The 20,382-nt window shown below is 69.0% G+C and carries 16 protein-coding genes; 6 read left to right on the forward strand and 10 right to left on the reverse strand.

Annotated elements, in window-relative coordinates:
- Together V7702_RS12670 and V7702_RS12675 are read right to left on the reverse strand one after the other, a co-directional pair.
- Nucleotides 1-793: outer membrane protein (locus tag V7702_RS12670; RefSeq protein ID WP_335650470.1), on the reverse strand; the 793-nt coding region annotated here is incomplete at its 3' end.
- A 494-nt stretch (nucleotides 794-1,287) separates the two neighbouring features.
- A complete protein-coding gene (locus tag V7702_RS12675) occupies nucleotides 1,288-3,060 on the reverse strand; it encodes a cation:proton antiporter domain-containing protein (protein WP_335650471.1) in 1,773 nt (590 codons plus the stop codon).
- A 183-nt stretch (nucleotides 3,061-3,243) separates the two neighbouring features.
- Here V7702_RS12675 and V7702_RS12680 point away from each other — a divergent pair, with 183 nt between their 5' ends.
- Together V7702_RS12680 and V7702_RS12685 are read left to right on the forward strand one after the other, a co-directional pair.
- Nucleotides 3,244-4,878: an AMP-binding protein gene (locus V7702_RS12680; protein WP_335650472.1), complete on the forward strand. Its 1,635-nt coding sequence runs from the start codon at nucleotides 3,244-3,246 to the stop codon at nucleotides 4,876-4,878.
- Nucleotides 4,879-4,958: 80 nt separating this feature from the next.
- Nucleotides 4,959-7,055: a M13 family metallopeptidase gene (locus V7702_RS12685; RefSeq protein WP_335650473.1), complete on the forward strand. Its 2,097-nt coding sequence runs from the start codon at nucleotides 4,959-4,961 to the stop codon at nucleotides 7,053-7,055.
- A 334-nt stretch (nucleotides 7,056-7,389) separates the two neighbouring features.
- On the opposite strand, the gene hisG is transcribed toward V7702_RS12685, so the two are convergent.
- The 4 genes from hisG to pgi form a co-directional block, all read right to left on the reverse strand.
- A complete protein-coding gene (hisG, locus tag V7702_RS12690; RefSeq protein ID WP_335650474.1) occupies nucleotides 7,390-8,352 on the reverse strand; it encodes an ATP phosphoribosyltransferase in 963 nt (320 codons plus the stop codon).
- On the reverse strand, nucleotides 8,352-9,494 hold the full coding sequence (locus tag V7702_RS12695) for an ATP phosphoribosyltransferase regulatory subunit (RefSeq protein WP_335650475.1): 1,143 nt from the start codon (nucleotides 9,492-9,494) through the stop codon (nucleotides 8,352-8,354). The genes hisG and V7702_RS12695 overlap by 1 nt, the downstream gene beginning before the upstream one ends.
- Nucleotides 9,494-10,975, reverse strand: a complete 1,482-nt coding sequence (gene hisS, locus V7702_RS12700) for a histidine--tRNA ligase (RefSeq protein WP_335650476.1) — start codon at nucleotides 10,973-10,975, stop codon at nucleotides 9,494-9,496. The genes V7702_RS12695 and hisS overlap by 1 nt, the downstream gene beginning before the upstream one ends.
- Nucleotides 10,976-11,270: 295 nt before the next feature.
- Nucleotides 11,271-12,893: a glucose-6-phosphate isomerase gene (gene pgi, locus V7702_RS12705; RefSeq protein WP_335650477.1), complete on the reverse strand. Its 1,623-nt coding sequence runs from the start codon at nucleotides 12,891-12,893 to the stop codon at nucleotides 11,271-11,273.
- 159 nt (nucleotides 12,894-13,052) lie between these two features.
- Between pgi and V7702_RS12710 the strand changes: the two genes are divergently transcribed.
- Complete coding sequence (locus tag V7702_RS12710) at nucleotides 13,053-13,517, forward strand: hypothetical protein (RefSeq protein WP_335650478.1); 465 nt, start codon at nucleotides 13,053-13,055, stop codon at nucleotides 13,515-13,517.
- A gap of 92 nt (nucleotides 13,518-13,609) precedes the next feature.
- On the opposite strand, the gene V7702_RS12715 is transcribed toward V7702_RS12710, so the two are convergent.
- Nucleotides 13,610-14,233 (reverse strand): redoxin domain-containing protein, encoded by a 624-nt coding sequence (locus V7702_RS12715; RefSeq protein WP_335650479.1) that lies wholly within the window; start codon nucleotides 14,231-14,233, stop codon nucleotides 13,610-13,612.
- A 55-nt stretch (nucleotides 14,234-14,288) separates the two neighbouring features.
- Nucleotides 14,289-16,415, reverse strand: coding sequence for a protein-disulfide reductase DsbD family protein (locus V7702_RS12720; protein ID WP_335650480.1), 2,127 nt, complete (start codon nucleotides 16,413-16,415; stop codon nucleotides 14,289-14,291).
- Nucleotides 16,416-16,563: 148 nt separating this feature from the next.
- On the opposite strand from V7702_RS12720, the gene V7702_RS12725 reads away from it, so the two are divergent.
- The gene (locus V7702_RS12725) at nucleotides 16,564-16,956 is read left to right on the forward strand and encodes an acyl dehydratase (RefSeq protein WP_335650481.1); all 393 of its coding nucleotides are present in this window, start codon (nucleotides 16,564-16,566) and stop codon (nucleotides 16,954-16,956) included.
- Between the two features lie 40 nt (nucleotides 16,957-16,996).
- On the opposite strand, the gene V7702_RS12730 is transcribed toward V7702_RS12725, so the two are convergent.
- On the reverse strand, nucleotides 16,997-17,803 hold the full coding sequence (locus V7702_RS12730; RefSeq protein WP_335650482.1) for a SapC family protein: 807 nt from the start codon (nucleotides 17,801-17,803) through the stop codon (nucleotides 16,997-16,999).
- 198 nt (nucleotides 17,804-18,001) lie between these two features.
- Here V7702_RS12730 and V7702_RS12735 point away from each other — a divergent pair, with 198 nt between their 5' ends.
- A complete protein-coding gene (locus V7702_RS12735; protein WP_304713651.1) occupies nucleotides 18,002-18,889 on the forward strand; it encodes a MaoC/PaaZ C-terminal domain-containing protein in 888 nt (295 codons plus the stop codon).
- A gap of 56 nt (nucleotides 18,890-18,945) precedes the next feature.
- Nucleotides 18,946-19,737, forward strand: a complete 792-nt coding sequence (locus V7702_RS12740) for an acid phosphatase (protein ID WP_335650483.1) — start codon at nucleotides 18,946-18,948, stop codon at nucleotides 19,735-19,737.
- Here V7702_RS12740 and V7702_RS12745 read toward each other — a convergent pair.
- On the reverse strand, nucleotides 19,734-20,261 hold the full coding sequence (locus tag V7702_RS12745; RefSeq protein WP_335650484.1) for a GNAT family N-acetyltransferase: 528 nt from the start codon (nucleotides 20,259-20,261) through the stop codon (nucleotides 19,734-19,736). The genes V7702_RS12740 and V7702_RS12745 overlap by 4 nt on opposite strands.
- Nucleotides 20,262-20,382: the final 121 nt, after the last annotated feature.

The raw sequence follows: 20,382 nt of genomic DNA on the forward strand, positions 1-20,382 counted from the left end.
GCGGCGGGGGCGGAGCGGCCGGCGAAGCGAAGGAATAACGCAGGCCGACGGTCACCGACTGGTCGCGGTAGTCGCCAGAGAACACGCCCGGCTGCAGCGAGGCGCTGCCGGTCGAGGCGAAGTCGAGGTCCGAACCGCCGAGATAGCGGTAGGTCAGGTCGACGTCGAGGCGGTCGGTCGCCTGCCAGGCCAGGCCGGCGAGGAGTTGATAGGCCAGGGCCGTATCATCATCGTCGATCGACAGGTTCTGGATGGCCGGGTTAGCGGCCGTGAACGGGCCAGGGGTGGTGGCGAACTGGCCGGTCACGTCCATCTTGACGTGATTGACGCCGACGCCGGCGCCGATGAACGGATTGATCACCGCGCCCGGAGCGATGTCATAGATGACATTGCCCATGATGGTCCAAGCTTCGACGTCGCCGTTGGGCGAGCCGCAGTTCGGAGCCGCCGCGGTACGAACCACGCCGGGGGTGCAGAGGCCGGCGATCGCCGAGCCCGGAGCGCCGCGGACGCTGGAGATGTCGCCGGGGCGATAGCCGCCCTCAAGCTCAACGCGCCAGTTGGGGTTCAGCTGATAGCCGAGACGGGCGAAGCCGGCCCAGTCGTCGTCCTGGCTGAATTCCCAGTTATAGCCGGCGCCGCCGGGGCCATTGTTGGACGAACCGGTCTCAAGGCCTTCGGGCCAGTGATAGCCGAGGTCCATGGCGCCGTACCAGCCGGCGTCTTGGGCAGACGCGCCGGACGCGGCGAAAACCGCAGCCATTGCGGCCCCTGCCAGGAGTTTGAATTTCATATTTTGAGCCCTCTTCATGCCCTCTGCTGCGGCCATATGACCCAGCAGCGTTATAGCAAGCCCGATCCACTGCGAAAGTGTCGCCAGAGCAACACTCTTGCGCAATCACCCGGCCGTTTGGTCGAAATTCGCGAGAATCTCTAGGTCGTCCCCCTCCCTTGGCCCCAACCCGGCGCATCCTCCGCTGTTCGCGGTGATGCTTAAAGGGGCTCTCGCAACCCCTCCCGGCCCTCGGCCAATCCTAACCAGCACACCGACATCCATGAGGACTCTCCCCCTGGACCGACTCGGGCGCCGCGCGGGCGGGGCTGGCAAGGCCGAAGCCTACCGCCACGCTGTATGGCGCCGGGCACTGAACGCCAGCTTACGGAAGAGGTTCCGAAAAAATCCTCCGCCGTGAGATTTTCTGGCGCCACCACCGCAGCGATGCTTGATGTTGCAGCCCATCGGGGAAATACGCAATCGGCTTCCCTTGGAAGTGGAGTCTTTCGGGCTCACACCTTGTCGTTTGCGCGACTGCGTCGACGTCCGCCCAGGGCGTCGGGACGATTGAGGTCCTGACGGTATTCGTCCCGGCGCTCATGGATCGAGGCGATCACAAGGCCCATGGGCACGCCGATCTCCACCAGGACGGTTTCGGAGAGCTGAAGGCTGGCCTCCACGGTCTCGGGCACAGCGTCGGTGGCGCCCATCTCGTAGAGGCGCTTGGCATGGCGGGCGTCCCGGGCGCGGGCGACAATCACCAGGTCGGGACGCAGCCGCCTGGCCACCGACACCACGGTTTCGGCCCCTTCCGGATCATCCATGGTGACCACAAGCGCGCTGGCCTCCCCCAGGCCGCAGCGGTTGAGGAACTCCGGCCGCGAGGCGTCGCCGAAGAAACAGGGACGACCCGTTCGCCTCGCCTGCTCCACCAGGCGCGAATCCCGCTCGGCCGAAACCCAGGCCGTACCATGTCGGCTGAGCATGTCTCCCACCAGTTGCCCTACCCGCCCATAGCCGACGATGAGCACCGAGGGCGCGCCGTCTCCGCCGCCGGGGGCCTCATCAAGGGCCGGCGGCGGCTCGCGGCGGGCCAGGCGCTGCCCCAGCCAGGCGAGCACCGGCACCAGGGCCATGGTCAAGGTGGCCGCCACCATGACGAGCTGGCCGGTCTGGAGAGACACTACCCCAAGACCGGTGGCCTGGTTGATAATGACGAAGGCGAACTCCCCGCCCGCCGCCAGGGGCAGGGCGACCTCAGCCGCCGCCAAAGGCGGCAGGCGGGTCAGTCGCGCTAGGGCGAAGATCACCGCCCCCTTGGCCAGCAGCAGCCCCGTCGCCAACCCCAGGACCTCCAGCGGCCGCGCCGCCAGAAGCGAGAGGTTGAGCCCGATCCCCACGGACAGAAAGAAGAGACCGAGCAGCAGGCCCTTGAACGGCTCGATGGTCACCTCGACCTCGTGGCGGAACTCGGTTTCCGCCAGCAGCAGGCCCGCTACGAAGGCCCCCAGGGCCATGGACAGGCCGGTCAGCGCGCTGACCAGCCCCGCCCCGATGACCACCAGCAGACAGGCGGCCATGAACAGTTCTTCGCTCTTGGCCCGGGCCACCGATCGCAGCAGCGGCCGCAGCAGAAGCCGGCCAAACGCCACCAGGCCGATCATGCCGAGCATGGCCGGGGCGAAGGTCAGAAGCAGGCGCGGCGATAGCTCCTCGCCGCCCCGGGCGCCGAGGACGGCCAGGGTGATCAGGATCGGCGCCACCGCCAGGTCCTGGAACAGCAGGATCGCAAAGGTCGCGCGCCCCGTGGTCGAGTGGTGTCGCCGCTGCTCGATCAGCACCGGCATGACAATCGCCGTAGAGGACAGGGCCAGCGCCGCGCCGATGGCCGCAGCCGGCGCGACATCCATGCCCAACAGCATGGCCAGCCCCGTCAGCACCCCAAGCGTAACGCCCACCTGAGCGGCTCCCAGTCCAAAGACCAGCTTGCGCATGAGCCGGAGCCGCTCCCACGACAGCTCCAGCCCGATCATGAACAGGAGGAAGACCACCCCCAGCTCGGCGAGCTGGGCGATGTCTTCGGGGTTGTCGACGGTGAAATAGGACACCCACGGCGCCAGATCCCCCAGCCGGGCGAGGCCAAAGGGACCCAGCGCCACGCCGGCCAGGATGAAGCCGAGGATCGGACTGATCTTCCAGCGCCGGAACAGCGGCACCACGACGCCCGCCGTGGCCAGGAACAAGACGATGTCCTTATAGCCGTCCGTCGCGCCGTGACCGTCCATGCTGTCCCTCGCCCCCGTTCACGTCGAGTATGGCAGGCCCCGCGGCGCAGGCGAACTGTTCGCCGCCCCAGCCACGATCCTTTCCCGCCGAGGATCCTTTCCTGACAACGGGGTGGGCGGCGTTGACTTCGCGCAGGCCCGTCCTCTTTATGCGCCACATATTTTGATGATGGAGGACGCCCTATGGAGGTTTGGAATTACGCCAACCTGTGGGAATCGGTCGCGCGCGCCACGCCGGACCGCCCGGCCCTGATCCACGGTGACAAGGTTTTCGCCTGGAAGGACTTCGACGCCCGCGCCAACGCCCTGGCCCGGCGCATGGTCGAAAAGGGGCTGACCCACCAGTCCAAGGTCGCCGCCTATCTCTATAACGGCCCGGAATACATCGAGACCTATTACGCCGCCTTCAAGGCCGGCCTGGTCCCGTTCAACACCAACTATCGCTACAGCGGCGACGAGCTGGTCTATCTGTTTGACAACGCCGACGCCGAGGCCGTGGTGTTCCACGCCTCCTTCGCCGAGACCGCCGCCTCGGTCCGGTCTCGCCTGCCCAAGGTCAAGGTCTGGATCGCCGTGCCGGAAGAGGGGTTCGCGGTTCCCGACTGGGCCGAGGACTATGACGCCATCGTCGCCGGCGACGGCGCGCGCTTCGAGGCGCCCTGGGGTCGCTCGGCCGACGACCTGCTCTTTATGTATACGGGCGGCACCACCGGCATGCCCAAGGGCGTGATGTGGCGCCAGGAAGACCTGTTCAAGGGTCTGGGCGGCGGGGCCAATCTGCTGCTGGGCCTGCCCCCGCTGGAGACCGTCGAAGAGGCCGGCGTCCGCGCCAAGGCCAACGCCGACTCCCCCGAGCCCCAGGCGATCACCATTCCGGTCGCCCCCCTGATGCACGCCACCGGCCAGTTCATCTCCTTTGGCCAGCTGATCAGCGGCGGCGCCATCGCCACCCTGCCCTCGCGCAAGTTCGATCCGGCCGTCCTGTTCGACGAGGTCGAGCGCCTGGGGGTCAGCGGCCTGATCATCGTGGGTCTCGCCTTCGCCGCCCCGATGCTGGAATGCCTGGAGGCCCATCCCGGCCGCTGGACCATGCCCAGCCTCAAGCGCATCGTCTCCTCGGGCACCATGTGGTCGGCGGAGAACAAGCAGGGCCTGCTGAAGCACCTGCCCAACATCATGCTGATGGACAGCCTCGGCTCGTCCGAAGCCCTTGGCCTGGCCTCCTCGGCCTCGGGCGGCGGCGTGTCGGCGGCGACGGCGAAGTTCGCCACCGGCCCCAATGCGGCGGTCTTCACCGAGGACGGCCGCCGGGTGGCGCCGGGTTCGGGCGAGCGCGGCCTGGTGGCGGTCGGCGGCCACACGCCGCTCGGCTACTACAAGGATGAGGAAAAGTCGGCCAAGACCTTCCGCATCTTCGAAGGTCAGCGCTGGTCGGTGCCCGGCGACTGGGCCACGGTGGAGGCTGACGGGGCCATCACCCTGCTGGGCCGCGGCAGCCAGGTGATCAATACTGGCGGCGAGAAGGTCTTCCCCGAAGAGGTGGAAGAGTCCCTCAAGCGCTTCCCCGGCGTGCGCGACGCCGCCGTGGTCGGCCTGCCCGATCCGCGGTTCGGCGAGCGGATCTGCGCGGTGGTCGATGTGGCCGGCGGCGACGAGCCCTCCCTCGCCGACCTGCAGGCCCACGTGAAGGCCAACCTGGCCGATTACAAGGTTCCTCGCGACCTGGTCTTCGCCCCTGTGGTCCGCGCGCCCAACGGCAAGCTCGACTACAAGCTGGTGCGTAATCAGGCTCAGGAGGCGCTCGGCGCCAAGGCCTAACGAAAATGTAATGAGCCTCCTGGGGTCTGGGCGGGGCATGGTTCGCCCATCCCAGACCCCAAAGAGGCTGATATCTCCACATGAAGACCCTCTGGTTCGGCGCCGCTGCGGCGGCCGCCCTCCTCGGCGCTGCGGCGCCGGCGTCCGCGTCCGACCTCCGTCCCCTCCACATCTTCAGCGCTGCGCCCGCCGCCGAGGCTGGCGGGGCCGTCGACGTCTCCGAGGCCCAGCGCATGGGTCCCTGGGGCTTTGACCGCACGGGCATGAACGCCGCCGTTCGCCCGGGCGAGGATTTCTTCAACCACGCCAACGGCGCCTATGTGGACGCCCTGGTCATCCCCTCGGACCGTTCGCGCTACGGCACCTTCGACGCCCTGAACGAACTGTCGGTCAACCGCATGCGCGCCGTGCTGGACGCCTCTGCCGCCGGCGGCTCCGCCAGCGGCGATGAGGCCCTGATCGGGACCTTCTACAAGAGCTTCATGGACAAGGCCTCGGTGGACGCCAAGGGGGCGGCGCCGCTCACGAGCGACCTGGCCGAGATCCGCGCCGCCGCCTCGAAGGAAGACCTGGCCCGCCTGATGGGCGAGACCATGAAGGGCTTCGGGGGCTCGGTCTTCAGCGCCTATGTCTATGACGACGCCAAGAATCCCGAGCGCTACACGGTCTATCTCGGCCAGGCCGGCATCGGCATGCCCGACCGCGACTATTACCTGACCGAGAACTTCGCCCCGCAGAAGGCGCAGTACGAGGCCTATGTGGCGGAGCTCCTGACCCTGGCCGGCTGGCCGGAGCCCGAGGCCAACGCCAGGGCCATCGTCGAGATGGAGACCAAGATCGCCGAGGTTTCCTGGACCCGGGCCGAGCGCCGGGACGACGACAAGACCTATAATCCCTACACCCTGCCCGAACTGAAAGCCTACGCCCCCGACTTCCCGTGGGACGCCTTCATCGAAGGCGCCGATCTGACAGAGGCCGAGCGGGTCGTCGCCTCCGAAAACACCGCCTTCCCGAAGATCGCCAGGATTTTCGCCGAAACCCCGGTCGAGGTTCAGAAGGCCTGGGCGGCCTACACCCTGACCGATCAGGCCGCGCCCTATCTGGCCGAGCCCTTCGTCGCGGCCTATCACGGCTTCCGCGAAAAGACCCTCTCAGGCCAGCCCGAGCAGAAACCCCGCTGGAAGCGTGGGGTGAGCACGGTCGACACCTATGCCGGCGAAGCCCTGGGCAAGCTCTATGTCGCCGAGTATTTCCCGCCCGAGAGCAAGGCCAAGATGGAAGCCCTGGTGGGCGACATCAAGACGGCCATGGAGGCCCGCATCAAGGGCCTGACCTGGATGGGCGACGACACCAAGGCCAAGGCCCTGGAGAAGCTGTCCAAGTTCACGGTGAAGATCGGCTATCCCGAAGAATGGCGGGACTATTCGGACCTGACCATCCAGGCCGACGACCTCTATGGGAATGTGGAGCGGGCTGCGGCCTTCGAATGGGCCTATCGGGTGGATCGCCTGGACGAGCCGGTGAATGACAAGGAATGGGGCATGACCCCGCCCACCGTGAACGCCTATTACAGCCCGACCAAGAACCAGATCGTCTTCCCGGCCGCCATTCTCCAGCCGCCCTTCTTCGATCCCGACGCCGATCCGGCCATCAACTATGGCGGCATTGGCGGGGTGATCGGCCATGAGATCACCCACGGCTTCGACGACCAGGGCCGCAAGTCCGATGGCGACGGCAAGCTGACCGACTGGTGGACGGCCGAGGACGCCGCCAAGTTCGACGCCCAGGCCAAGAAGCTGGGCGCCCAGTACTCGGCCATCGAGCCGCTGCCGGGCTCGCCGATCAACGGCGACCTGACCATGGGCGAGAACATCGCCGACCTCGGCGGGCTGCTGCTCGGCCTCGACGCCTACCACCTGTCCCTGGAGGGCAAGCCGGCGCCAGTGATCGACGGCTTTACCGGCGACCAGCGGGTCTTCCTCGGCTGGGCGCAGGTGTGGCGGGGCAAGTACCGTGAGGACGCCCTGAAGCGTCAGCTGGTCTCCGACCCCCACGCGCCGCCGCATTATCGGGTCAATGTGCCGGTGGCCAATATCGACGCCTGGTACGACGCCTTTGACGTGGCGCCCGAGGACGCCATGCATGTGGCGCCGCAGGACCGCGTCCGCATCTGGTGAATCGGCGCGCCGGGGCGGGCCACAGCGGCTCGCCCCATTTTTATCGCTAGAGTCAGTTTTTTGGTTTCGACCAAAAAGAAATGGCCCGTTGCGGGGGATAATCGCAACGGGCCTGTTCTTATTGTGAGCTGCCGCTCATTTTAGAAGGGCGTTTCCTCCCCGAAACGCCGGAGACTTCAGGACTTAAGTCGCCGTCTTGTCTCTCGCCAGGTGAGAAAACGGCAATTTCAGGTCCGAGTCAATGAACCAAATCGGCGGATAGGCGGAATTTCCCCTCAGATTTCCGGGATTTCGCCCAATCGCGCTCACAATCCCGATATTTCTGACTCTTATGTCAATTTTTAGCCAGGATCGATCTCAACAGGTCCATCCCAGGGGAGGCCGTTTCAAACACGAAGTCAGGTTGCGCCGCGGTAATCGGACCAAGACCCGCCGCCGAGAGCGCCTGACCGGCTTCAGCCACAACGCCGGCCGGCGCCAGCAGGCCGTTGGGCCGCCGCGACGCGCCGCTGGACATCAGGCCATCGATCACGCCCTGGACGGCTGGTCCGATTTCGACCTCGGGCCAGGTCAAGGTGGCGCTGGCCCGGGCGTTGGCGCGCGCTTCCACCCGACGCAGCAGCGTCTCGGTCACCTGCAGGTGGGCGTCTGTCCAGTCCGCCCGTAGGCTGGCGGCCAGATGCGCCTGGCTCCTGAGGATCACGCCGTCATCAAGAACCTTCAGCCCATTGGCCTCCAGGGTGGCGCCGGTCGTGGTGATATCCACCACCAGCTCGGCCGCCCCGGCCGCGGGCGCGCCCTCGGTGGCGCCCCCAGACTCCACGATCCGATAATCGACCAGACCGTGGCGGGCGAAGAAGGCGCGGGTCTGCAGGATGTACTTGGTCGCCACCCGCATCCGCCGGCCGGTGCGGGCCAGGATGTCGTGCGCCACCTCTTCCAGATCGCCCATGGTCTCGACGTCGAGCCAGCTCTTGGGCGTGGCCACCACCAGGTCGGCGCGGCCAAAGCCCAGGGGACGCAGCAACAGGGCGCGGGCGGCGAGATCGCCCGGCCGCTCGCGCATCAGGTCCTCGCCGGTCACCCCCAGATGGGCCTCACCGGCGTCAATGGCCTCGGCGATGTCGCCGGCCGACAGCAGGCGGACCTGGGCGCCCTCCAGCCCCTTGAGGCTGGCCATATAGCCGCGGGCGCCGCCTTCGGCCTCGAGCTTGAGGGCGCAGTCGGCGAGCCAGGCTTCGACCTGCTCCTTCAGCCGGCCCTTGGACGGCACGGCGATGATCAGCGGGGCGTCCATCAGGCTTCTCCCTGGGCGAAGGCCCGCCAGGGCCGAACCATGCAGCCCACGGCGCGGCCGCCATCGGCCCCGCCGAGCCGAGCCAACAGGCCGTCGTAACGCCCGCCGGCCGCCACCGGCCGGTCGGCGCCCAGGGCGGCGCTGCGCACCTCGAAGGTCAGGCCGTCATAATAGTCGAAGGCGTGGCCGAGGCCGGGCGTGAACCTCAGCACATCCTGCGGAACCCCCTCGGCGGCGAGCTTGGCGAGACGGCTCGACCAGGCCGTGATCGCCGCCTCCAGGGCGGACGCCTGACCGCCAGCCAGGCGGCGCGCCTGATCCAGGGCGGCCTCGGGCCGGTCGGAAATGGCCAGGAAACCTGCGACAGCGGCGGCCTGGTCGGTGGTCAGGGCCGGGGCCCGACGCGCCTGGGCCTTGGCCACCAGCCGCTCGGCGATCTCCGCCGGTCCGCGGCCGCCCACCGGCGCAATGCCGGCCAGGGCCCACACCTCGCGAAGCAGGTCGCCAGCCCCCTCGCCGGGCAGGTCCGCCAGCAGATCGGCCAGACCGCCGTCGGTCCCGGCTTCCGCCGCCGCCTGTCCGGCCCGGGCCAGCTCGGCCTGCAGCAACCGCGGCCGCTTGGCGATGCGGACCAGGCGGGTCGCCAGGGCCGGGGCGAGATCAAGGCTGTCGATGAAGGCGGCGAACAGGGCCGCGTCCCCCAGCCAGAACTCCAGGTCGCCGCGTCCCCCGGCGATCGCTCCGCGCCAGGCCAGGGCCGCCACCTCGGCGTCCGCCGTCACGGCGTCGGAGGCCTGGGCGTCGAAGCGCTCCAGACCCAGTTGCAGGAACTCTTCGGACCGGCCGGTGTGTTCAGGCGCGGCCCGGAAGGCCTTGCCCTGGTAGAAGTAGCGCCCCTCGACGGCCCCGCTCTCCACATGGCTGCGGGCCACAGGCGCCGTGAAATCCGGACGCAGGCAGGCTTCGGCCCCGCCCTCGGCCTGGACCACGAACAACCGCGCCCGCAGGCCCTCGCCCGCCAGGTCGAGGATCAGATTCAGGGGCTGGACCAGCGGCACGTCGGCCAGGCTCGCACCCACCGTCTCGAACGGCGCCCGTATGGCCGCCAGCACGGCCGGCGGCAGGGTCGGCTCAACCCGCATCAGGCGCCCCTCACGATCTTGGCCACGCTCGCCACCAGCTCGCCGCGGGGGCAGCTGATCTGGCCCGGACGCTCGCCGCGCCACTGGCTGTTGTCCGTGATCCCGGCGGCCAGTTCGCGCCCCAGGTCGAGGTCCTTGATGGTCACGGTCCCGGCCGCGATCTCGTCGCCGCCCAGGATGACGGCGGCCGGCGCCAGGCGTCGGTCGGCATATTTCATCTGCGCCTTCATGCCCGAGGATCCCAGATAGACCTCGGCGGCGATCCCGGCGGCCCGCAGCTCTCCGGCCGCGGCGAAATAGTGCGCCATGTCGTCATTGTTGAAGGCGATGACCACCACCGGCCCGCGGACGTCGGCGGCCATGTCCCGCCCCGCTGCGCGCAGGGCCGAGGCCAGGCGGGAGACACCGAAGGAGAAGCCTGTGGCCGGCACGGCCTGGCCGGTGAACCGCGCCACCAGGTCGTCATAGCGCCCGCCGCCGCCGATGGAGCCGAACCGGACCGGATGGCCCTTCTCGTCGGTGGTCTCCAGCAGCAGCTCGGCCTCGAACACCGCGCCGGTATAGTATTCCAGGCCCCGGACGATGGCCGGCTCGAAGACGGCCTGGGCCTCGGAAACCCCCAAGTTCTTCAGCGCCCCGTCAATAGCGGCCAGTTCGGCAAGCCCGGCGTCCCCTTCGGCCGAGCCGCCGATGATGTCGGCCAGACGGGCGAGCACGCTAGACCTGTCCCCGCCCTCGGCGCCCGCCGCGGTGAAGGCGAGCACGGCTTCGGCCGCGGCCGCGTTCAGCCCGGCCCCCTTGGTGAAGGCGCCGGACTCATCCTTGCGGCCTTCGCCCAGCAGCAGGCGCACGCCGTCGGGACCCAGGCGGTCGAGCTTGTCCACCGCCCGCAGCACACCCAGCTTCTGGCGCTCGTCGCTGACGCCGGCCGTGGCCAGAAGGCCGTTGAGCAGCTTGCGATTGTTGATGCGGATCACCGCGGAGCCGGCCGGCAGACCGGCGGCCGCCAGGCCTTCGGCGGCCATGGCGATGATCTCGGCGTCGGCTTCGGGGCGGGCCGAGCCCACCGTGTCGGCGTCGCACTGGGTGAATTCGCGGAAGCGGCCGGGGCCGGGCTTTTCGTTGCGCCAGACAGGACCAAACGCATATCGTCGGAACGGCTTGGGCAGGGTCTCCCAGTTCTGGGCGGCGAACCTCGCAAGCGGCGCGGTCAGGTCGTAGCGCAGCGCCATCCACTGTTCGTCGTCGTCCTGTAGGGCGAAGACACCCTCATTGGGACGGTCGGCGTCGGGCAGGAACTTGCCGAGCGCGTCGGCATATTCGAAGGCGCCGGTATCGAGCGCCTCGAACCCGTAGCGCTCATAGACCGCCGAGACGGCGGTGAGGATCTGGCGCTCGGCCACCAGGTCGCGGGCGCGGCGGTCCATGAAGCCGCGCGGGCTGCGCGCCTCCGGGCGGATGGGGGCGGTCTCGTCGGTCATGGCGCGCGCTTAAATGAAGGAGCCGGACGCGACAAGCACGCGGCGGGCTCTGGCGAAGTTGGGAAGGCGTTTGGGTTCATACGTCGCTCCGAAAGTTCTGGGCGCGACGGACGGGGATATGCAAGCGGCGAGCCCCGTCCGCTGCGGGGGCTCGAGCCGTGGTCGTCGTCCTAGTCCCTAGGCCGCACAACCCCGCCCGATCCCGCAGGAGATCGGATGGTGGTGATGGCCGTGGTGGGGCGCGACGAAGGTCATGGGCGGCCCTATAGCCGAGGCGCGGGCGCAAGGCCAGCCTTCAGGGCTCCCCCCGCAGCCGCGCGATCAGGGCCGAGGTCGAGGGATCGTGGGCGCCGGGCGCTTCGCCTTCCAGGTCGTGCAGGATGTGGCCGGCCAAGGTCTTGCCCAGCTCCACCCCCCACTGGTCGAAGCTGTTGATCCCCCAGAGCACGCCCTCGACGAAGGTCTTGTGCTCATAGAGGGCGATCAGCGCCCCCAGGGCCTCCGGGGTCAGGGCCTCCATCAGCAGGAAGCTGGTCGGCCGGTCGCCAGGGAAGGTCTTCTGCGGCGCCAGGATGTCGATCTCGCTGGCGGACAGACCATCGGCTTCCAGGGACCGACGGACCTCGGCCTCGCTGCGGCCGACCATCAGGGCCTCGGCCTGGGCCAGCGCATTGGCCAGCAGCTTGGTCTGGGAGGCGGGTTGGCCGTCGGCGCTGTGGGCGACCGCCAGGATGTCGGCCGGGATCACGTCGCTGCCCTGGTGCATCAGCTGGAAGAAGGCGTGCTGCACATTGGTGCCTGCGTCGCCGAACACCGCCGCGGCGGTGGCCTGCTTCACCGGCTGGCCATCGGTGCGCACCCGCTTGCCGTTGGATTCCATCTCCAGCTGCTGGAGAAAGTTGGGGAGCAACCGCAGGCGCTGGGCATAGGGCACCACCGCCCGGACAGGACGATCCATGGCGTTGCGGTTGAAAATGTGGGCCAGGGCCAGCAGCACCGGCGCATTGGCCTCCAACGGCGCCTGGCGGAAGTGGTCGTCCATGGCCGCGCCGCCCGCCAGCAGCGCCTCAAAGACGTCGGGGCCCAAGGCGATGGCGCAGGACAGGCCCACCGAAGACCAGACCGAATAGCGCCCGCCGACCCAGTCGCGGAAGCCGAAAATCTGATCGTCCCGCACGCCGAAGCCCTTGGCCACGTCCGGCGCGGCCGAGACCGCTGCCAGATGGGCGTCGCCGGCCTCCCCCAGGGCGCTCCGTAGCCAGTCCCGGGCGATCATGGCGTTGGCCATGGTCTCCTGGGTGGTGAAGGTCTTGGAGACGATCACGACGAGGGTCTGGGCCGGGTCAAGGCCCGCCAGGGCCTGGGCGCTGTCGGCCGGGTCCACATTGGCGATGAACCGCAGGTCGATGGCCGGGTCGGGCGCCCGGAGCGCCTCCCAGACCAGCCGGGGACCGAAATCCGAGCCGCCGATGCCGATATGGACGATGGACCTGAACGGCTCGCCGGTGGCGCCGCGCCGTTCGCCGCTTCCGATGGCGTCGGCGAAGGCGCTGACGGCCTCGCGGGTCGTCTCCACCTCGCGGGAGACCGGCTCGCCCTGGGCGGAGAAGGACGCGCCCTCCGGCGCTCGGAGCGCCATGTGCAAGGCCGCGCGGCCCTCGGACGGATTGGCGGCCTCGCCGGCGAACAGCCGATCACGCGCCGCCTCCACCCCGGCGGCCTGCGCCAGGTCGAGCGCCAGGGCCAGGTCCTTGGCCGACCAGGGCTGCTTGGAGAGATCGAGATAGAGCCCGGCGGCGGTCAGGCTCAGGCGGTCCAGACGGTCAGGTTCGGCGTCGAACAGGCCGGCGATCGAGCGCGCGGCGGCGGCGGCCCCTGCCGCGCGCAGACGGCGCCAGGCGGCGTCCAGGTCGGACATGATTCATCCCCCGTTCAAGCGGCCCCGCGCAGGATGGCGTCCCCAACCTGCCTGTACGAACCGGGCCGAAACCGGTTAGCAAAAGCAGATCGCCCCGTCTTCGTTCCCAAGGTCATCTGGCCCCGGAACGCGCTCAATCTGTGTCCTGAGGTCAGATCCATGTCCTGCGCCGCCCTCGCCGCGACAACCCTGCTCTGGATGGCTGCGGCCCCGGCGCCCGCTCAGCCGAACGCCCCGACGCCTGCGCCGGCCACTGCGCTTGAGCCCCTGTTCGCCGACATCGTCGGCCGCGCCCAGGACCTGAAGGCCCAGGCCGAAGCCATGCGGGAGACCGAGGCGCCGGCGAGCGAGGCGTTCAAGACCGGCGTCGCCGACCTGGCCGCCCTGGACAGCCAGGGTCAGCAGATCGTGCGCGACCGGGGCGTCGATGGCGACCTGGCCTGCATCCTGCGGGGGATTTCCGAGGATCTGCCGGTCAAGCTGGCGGCCCTGCAGATGGCGGCCGACAAGCCCGCCCGGGACACCGCTCTGCGCGAGCTGATCTATCTGCTGAACGACAATATCGAGGTGCTGCTCGCCCCGCCGGGGCCGGCCTCTGGCCTGGCGCCCGACGGGAGCGTCTAAGGCCTTAGAGCCTGATCTTTGAATCAGGCTCTAGGCTCAATGTCTTGAGCGCGTTTCGTCCGATAACCGGTCTCCACTTATCGGAACGCGCTCTAGTACTTCACGCTGCAGCCGTAGGGCGCCGACACCGGCTGGGCCACGGCGCGGCCGGCCTTCATGTCGCCGAGGGCGGCCACGACATAGTTCCTGGCCCCCTTGAGGGTCGCAGCGTCGGCGCTGTTCTTGTCGTCGATGCCGCCCATATAGACGAGCGTCCCGGCCGGATTGACCACGTACATGTGCGGTGTGGTCTTGGCGGCGTAGGCGCGGCCCACCTGGCCCTTGGGATCGAGCAGGATGGCGGTGGAAGCCGCCCCGCTCTCGGCCTTCCAGTCATTGGCCTCGGCGGCGGTCTTGTAGCCCTGCTTGCCCGGCGCCGACGAGATCAGGGTCAGCCACACCACCCCATCGCCGGTCGCGCGCTTCTGCAGGCCCTGCATGGCGCCGGCGTTGTAGTGCTTCTGGACATAGGGACAGCCCTCATTGGTCCATTCGAGGACCACGGTCTTGCCCTTGAACTCCGCCAGGCTGCGCGACTTGCCCGTGGAATCGACGGCGGTGAAGGCTGGGGCCGGCTTGCCGATGGTGGGCGCGGCCAGGGCCGGGGCGGCGATCATGGCGGCGGCTGCGGTCAGGCCGAGCAGGACCGGGCGGCGGGGGAGCTTCGAGGTCGTCATGGGCGTCTCCTTCTTGGGGTGTAGGCCGGCGAACACTCTTTCTTTTACGCGTCGATCAGCCGGCGGATGCGGCGGCCTCCAGGGCGCGGACGACCACGCCCTCGGTGAGGATCTGCGGCAGGATCACCGGCTCGGCGCCGGCGCCGTCATAGACCAGGTACAAGGGTACCCCAGCCCGGCCGTGGCGGGCCAGTTCGGCGGCGATGACCTCGTCCTTCCGGGTCCAGTCGCCCTTGAGATAGACAGTTCCGGTCTCAGTCAGGGCGTCGGCCACCCCCTGCCGGGCCAGGGCCACCTGCTCGTTCACCTGACAGGTGACGCACCAGGCGGCGGTGAAGTTCACGAATACCGGTGCGCCCTGGGCGCGCAGCTCGGCCAAGCGCTCGGCGCTGTAGGGCTCATAGGGCAGCTCGGCCACCGCGCCGCTGGCCTCGCCCGCCGGCGCCGGGGTCTGGTAGGCCGGGATGAGCACCGCCGCCAGGGCTGCGGCAGCCAGGATGGCGGCGCCGCCCTTAAGCGCAACGCCGCCGGAGCGCGCTTGCGAAAGGCCGTAGAGCCAGGCGGCCAGGGCCAGCACGACCGCTGCGGCCAGGAGCCGGGCCAGGCCCATGGGTCCGACCTGCAGGGTCAGCACCCAGAGCAGCCAGGCCGCCGCCCCGTACATGGGGAAGGCCAGCACCTTGCGCAGGTGATCCATCCAGGGACCCGGGCGCGGCAGGCGCGACAGCAGGCCCGGCGCAAAGGCCACGGCCACGAAGGGCGCTGCGAAACCGAGGCCGAGAGCGGCGAACACCAGCAGGGCGGCCGGCGCGCTTTGGGTCAGGGCCCAGCCGAGCGCGGGGGCCATGAAGGGCGCGGTGCAGGGGGCGGCGACCACCACGGCCAGCACGCCAGTGAAGAAGGCTCCGGCCAGGCCGCTCCGGGTGGCGAGGCCAGAGCCGACCCCCTGCAGGGAGGTCCCGATCTCGAACACGCCCGACAGGTTGAGCGCCACGGCCAGCATCAGCAGACAGAGCGCGGCGACCACAGGCGGTGACTGCAGCTGGAAGCCCCAGCCGACGGCGGCCCCGGCCGCCTGGGCGACGATCAACACGAGGGCCAGCGCCAGGAAGGTGGCCAGCACGCCCACCAGGAAGGCCAGGCCCTGGCGCCGTGCGGCGCTCTGCTCATGGGCGTGGCCGGCCAGGCTGGCGGCCTTCATGGCCAGGATCGGGAAGACGCAGGGCATCAGGTTGAGAATCAGACCGCCGAGGACGGCGAAGACCACCGCAAGGGGAAGGCCCAGCCCTGCCCCGCCGCCGCTCGCACGCGCCATCGGCGGACCAAGGCCTGCGGCTTCGGCCGGAAGCGGGCCGGCCCGGGCTTCGATCTCGTAATAGGTCTCGCCCACCTTCAGGACGCCGGCCATCACCTGGGGCGGCTCCGGCCCCTGGAAGGCGTAGCTGGGGGTCAGGGACAGGGTGAGGCCCTGAGGCCCTCGCTCGATCGCCTGCGGCGCGGCGTGGTCGATGACCGCGCCGTCGAAGGGGAAGAAATAGCTGCCGGCCATGTCAGCGTCGGCCAGGACGTCGCCGGTCACGGCGAGCGTCAGGCCATCATCGCCATTCTGGAAGGCCGCTGCGAGATCGGCCGTCTTGGGCGCCGCCGCCAGGGCGCGGGCGATCGGTTGCGCCCACCGGCCGGCTGGTTGGGCGGGCTCGCCCTGAACCGCCAGGGTCAGTTCGAGCAGCGCATCCTCGGGGATGCAGATCTCTTCGCAGACCAGGAAGGCCGCCGCCGCGCGAAGGGTGACCGACTGGCCGGGCGTGGCGTCGGCCGGCGCCGTCAGGGTCATCGGCAGGATGACCTCGCCGGAATAGCCGTAGTTCACCAACGGGCCGGCGGGCTGCGGTTCCGGCGGCTGCCAGACAAATTCGCCGGCCTGCCACCCAGCCGGAAGCGTCCAGCCGATCTTGGTCGCTTCGCCGGAATCACCGGGATTGCGCCAATAGGTGTGCCAGCCCTTGTCGATCTCCTGGCGCAGGGCGACCTGGATGGTCTGGCCGGGTGCTATGGCCTGTGTCTGGGCGATCAGCTCGGCTTTGAGGTGACCGGTTTCCACCGGCTCGGCCTGGGCGACGGCGGCCAGGCCGAGCGGCAGGACCAGGGCGGCGAGCAGAAGACCGGCGAGGCGACGCATCATGCTTGGACTCAAACCTGTTTGGGGCTTGCCGCTATATGGGGTCAGATAGGCCTTGCTCGCAAATCCACGATTCCGGAACCTGCTCCAGCCTGTTCTACGGCCCCGCGCCGCCCGGGGTTTCAGCGCCCACCTGTAACGAGAGGCCAGAATGCCCGCACCTTTCGATGACATCGAGATCGGCCAGGTGGTGAACCTGGGCGCCGCGGCGGTGGACGCCAAGGCCCTGGCGGCCTTCATCGCGGCCTTCACACCGGGTTGGACTTTGGAGCGTGGCGCGCCCGACACCATGGTCTTCGCCATCTGGGCGCGGCTGGACAGCCAGGCGGCGGCCGGCTGGCCCCAGACCAAGCGCCTGGGGGTGGACGCCCTGCGATGGGTGCGCAACCCGCCGGCCGGCGAGCTTCTGCGGGGCCGGATGACGGTGATGGGCAAGGACCCGGTGGGGGAAGGCAAGGGCATCGTCATCGCCCAGCATGACCTGCTGGACGAGGCCGGGCGGCTGGTCTTTTCCTGCCTGACCCGCAGCATCTTCGCCCGGTAGGCGCGAGCGCTGCGCGCCTACCGGGGAAGAGGTTTCAGCCTCAGCTGTTGGCGGCCTGCAGATTCTGGGCCTGCATCTGGCGATTCATCGACAGGGCGACCAGACGGTCCCACTGGGCCAGCGAGATCAGGTGGGCGTAGATCTGGTTCAGGGCGCCCGACTGGCGCAGGTCCATGAACTTCTCGGCCGGCAGCTCGCGCAGGCGCTCTTCGGAGACGCCGAAATAGTCGGCCAGCTTCTGGGGCTCGCCCGGCGTGCCGTCCTCGTTCACCGGGGTGTAGAAGGACTCCTTGGCCTCGAACAGGTCCAGCGCCTTCAGCAGCTGGACGAAGTTCTGGGTCTTCTGCCGCTCCATCTCGTAGTTGTTGCAGAAGGTCAGACAGTTCTGGGTGTATTCGGTCGGCTCGCCCTTTTCGTCGAAGAAGGGCAGCTCGGCGTCCTTCTCGGCGAAGAAGGCCGCGTTGCGATCGACGCAGAGGATCGACTGGCCGGCCTTGGAATCATTGGCGAAGACGAAGGGATAGCGGCGCACATATGCCGGCACATAGACGCCGGCGTCGAACACGCCGGTGGGCAGGACGAAGATGTTCTCGTCGTGGTTCAGACCCATCACCTGCAGGGGGGTCTTTTCCTCGCCCACGAAGATGATCGGGCCGTTCAGCACCGCCAGCTGGAATTCCGACACCGTCAGCGGGACCAGGTTGTGCTTGGCCGCAAAGCTGAAGGGACCGTCGATCCGCTTCACGCCCATGCCCTTGTGGGTGGTCGGGTTGAGCGGCTCGGGATTGGAATAGAAGAGGACGTTGCCGGAGATCTGGCCCGTGGCCGAAGCGGTAGTCTCGGTCATAAGAAACCTTCGAGGAATTCGGGTGTCCGACGGGTCCCTTCGGACCCGCGCGCGGAGCGGTCGGGCGCTTCTAGCCGATCAGGGCAAGGCCGGCAAATGCCAGGAGGGACGCTTGCGTCGCAGCCTCTGTGCCGGTTCAATCAGACCCATAGAAGAGCAGCCCCATCCATGAGCGGGCTCCGGAGGAACGATTTCAACATGCCTATCTTTTATCCCGACATTCTCGACCAGCGCACGGCCCCGCGCACCTTCACCTATGGCGACAAGGACGTGATGCTCTACGCCCTGGGCGTCGGCATGGGCCAGGACCCCATGAACGAGACGGAGCTGCCCTTCGTCTATGAGAAGAACCTGAAGGTCATCCCGACCGCGGCGACCGTCCTGGCCGCCGGCGCCCGGGCTGCGGCAAACGCCGGCCCCGCGCCGCAGATGCCCGAGGGCCACCGCCCCAGCCAGATCAACTTCCTGATGGTCGTCCATGGCGAGCAGAAGGTGGAGTTGCACAAGCCCCTGCCCACCAAGGGCACCTTCACCGTCGAGGGCCGCACGGTCGGCGCCTATGACAAGGGCAAGGACAAGGGCGCGGTCGTCATCAACGAATCGGTCTGGACCGACGAGAACGGCGAAAAGGTCGCCACCCTGACCTCATCGACCTTCGCCCGCGGCGACGGCGGCTTCGGCGGTCCCACCGAGGGCGCGCCTGAACCGCACAAGGTGCCCGAGCGCGCGCCCGACATGTCGGTGGATTTCACCACCCGTGAGGACCAGGCCCTGCTCTATCGCCTGAACGGCGACCGCAACCCGCTGCATTCGGATCCCGACTCGGCCAAGCGCTCGGGCTTCCCGCGGCCGATCCTGCACGGGCTTTGCACCTACGGCATCACCTGCCGCGCCATCCTGCAGGCGGTGACCGATTTCGATCCCGACCAGATCAAGAGCCATCAGGCCCGCTTCTCGGCGCCTGTCTTCCCCGGCGACACCATCACGGTGGACATCTGGAAGGACGGCAAGGAGATCAGCTTCGAGGCGCGCGTGAAGTCCCGCAACGCCACGGTAATCAAAAACGGGCTGGCCGTCCTGCGCTAGGCCAAACTCTCCTCGGAACGGTTCCCCCTCGCGGGGAGCCGTTCTAGAGAAGGCGGATGATCCGTATGCATCCCGCCCTCGCGGCCCTCGCCTTCGCCGCCGGCCTTTCGGCCTGCGCCGCCGCCCCGGCCCAAGCGCCGACGACCCTGGCCGAACCTGACAGTCCGAGCTTCGTGCCGCCGGAGATCGACGGCTATCTGGCCGCCGCCGACCTGGACGGCGCAGCCCTGATCGGGCCGCCGCCGGCGCCCGATAGCCCGCGCGGCCGGGCCGACGCCCAGCGCTTCGAAGAGACACGGTCCCTGGAGGGCACGGCCCGCTGGGCCAAGGCCGCCGCCGACGCCGACCTCTGGGGCGGCAAGGCGCTGAAGGGCTATGCCTGCGCTGCGGGCCTGGACATCAGCCCGCAGACGACCCCGGTCACCGCCCACATCCTGGAGCGGGCCGAACAGGACGTCCGCACCATCGGCACCCCGGCCAAGGATCACTATGGACGCCCCCGCCCGCTGATCGGCAACGACAAGCCCGTCTGTGTGCCCCGCGCGCCGTGGATGGAGACCAACGCCTCCTATCCCTCGGGCCATTCCATGACCGGCTGGGCCTGGGCGTTGATCCTGGTGGAGCTGGCGCCCGAGCGGGCCAATCAGCTGATGGCCGCGGGCAAGGAGATGGGCGCCTCCCGCGTCGTCTGCGGCGTCCATTATGAGAGCGATGTGGAGGCTGGTCGCGACCTGGCCGCCGCCATGGTCGCCCGGATGCGCGCTAATCCCGAATTCCGCGCCGACATGGACAAGGCCCGCCGCGAGATGACGCGGCTGAGCGCGCCCCCCTCCGGCTGCGGCGGCTAAGGGGTCGCTACCCAGACCCAGGCTGGGCGGAAGGGGTCCTCGGCCGGCGCGTTGGGGTTCTCGAAGTCGAGATCCTCTCGCCGGGTCAGGCCCAGCCGCATCATGACCGCCTGGGATTTCAGATTGTGCGGACTGGTATAGGCCCAGACCTCGCTCAGCCCCACGCGCTCGAAGGCGTCAACCAGGACGGCGGCGGCGGCCTCGGTGGCGTAGCCCTGGCCCCAGGCTTCGGGAATCAGCCGCCAGCCGATCTCCGGCGTGCCGGCGATGGGCTGGCTCTCATGGGCGGGCATGACCCCGCACCAACCCAGCACCCGCCCGTCAGAGCGACGTTCGACGCAGAACCGGCCATAGCCCAGGCGATCGAAGGTCTCCTCGACCCGCGCCAGCCGCTGGTCGGCCTCCTCAGGGGTCAGCACGCCGCCCAGCCAGTCCATCACCTGCGGATCGGCGCAGATGGCGTGGAAGGCCGGCCGGTCGTCTTCGCGCCACCTGCGCAGAATGAGCCGCTCCGTCTCGATCATGAGCAAACCTAGGCCCGCAACTTGGCTGTCGCCAAGCGTCAAACCGGGCGAGGACCAGCCAGGGCGCCATAGAGGTCAGTACGACGATCGCGGAAGAAGCCCCAGGCGGCGCGGTGCGTGG

Origin of the sequence: Phenylobacterium sp., assembly GCF_036963605.1 — a bacterium.
GTDB lineage: Bacteria > Pseudomonadota > Alphaproteobacteria > Caulobacterales > Caulobacteraceae > Phenylobacterium.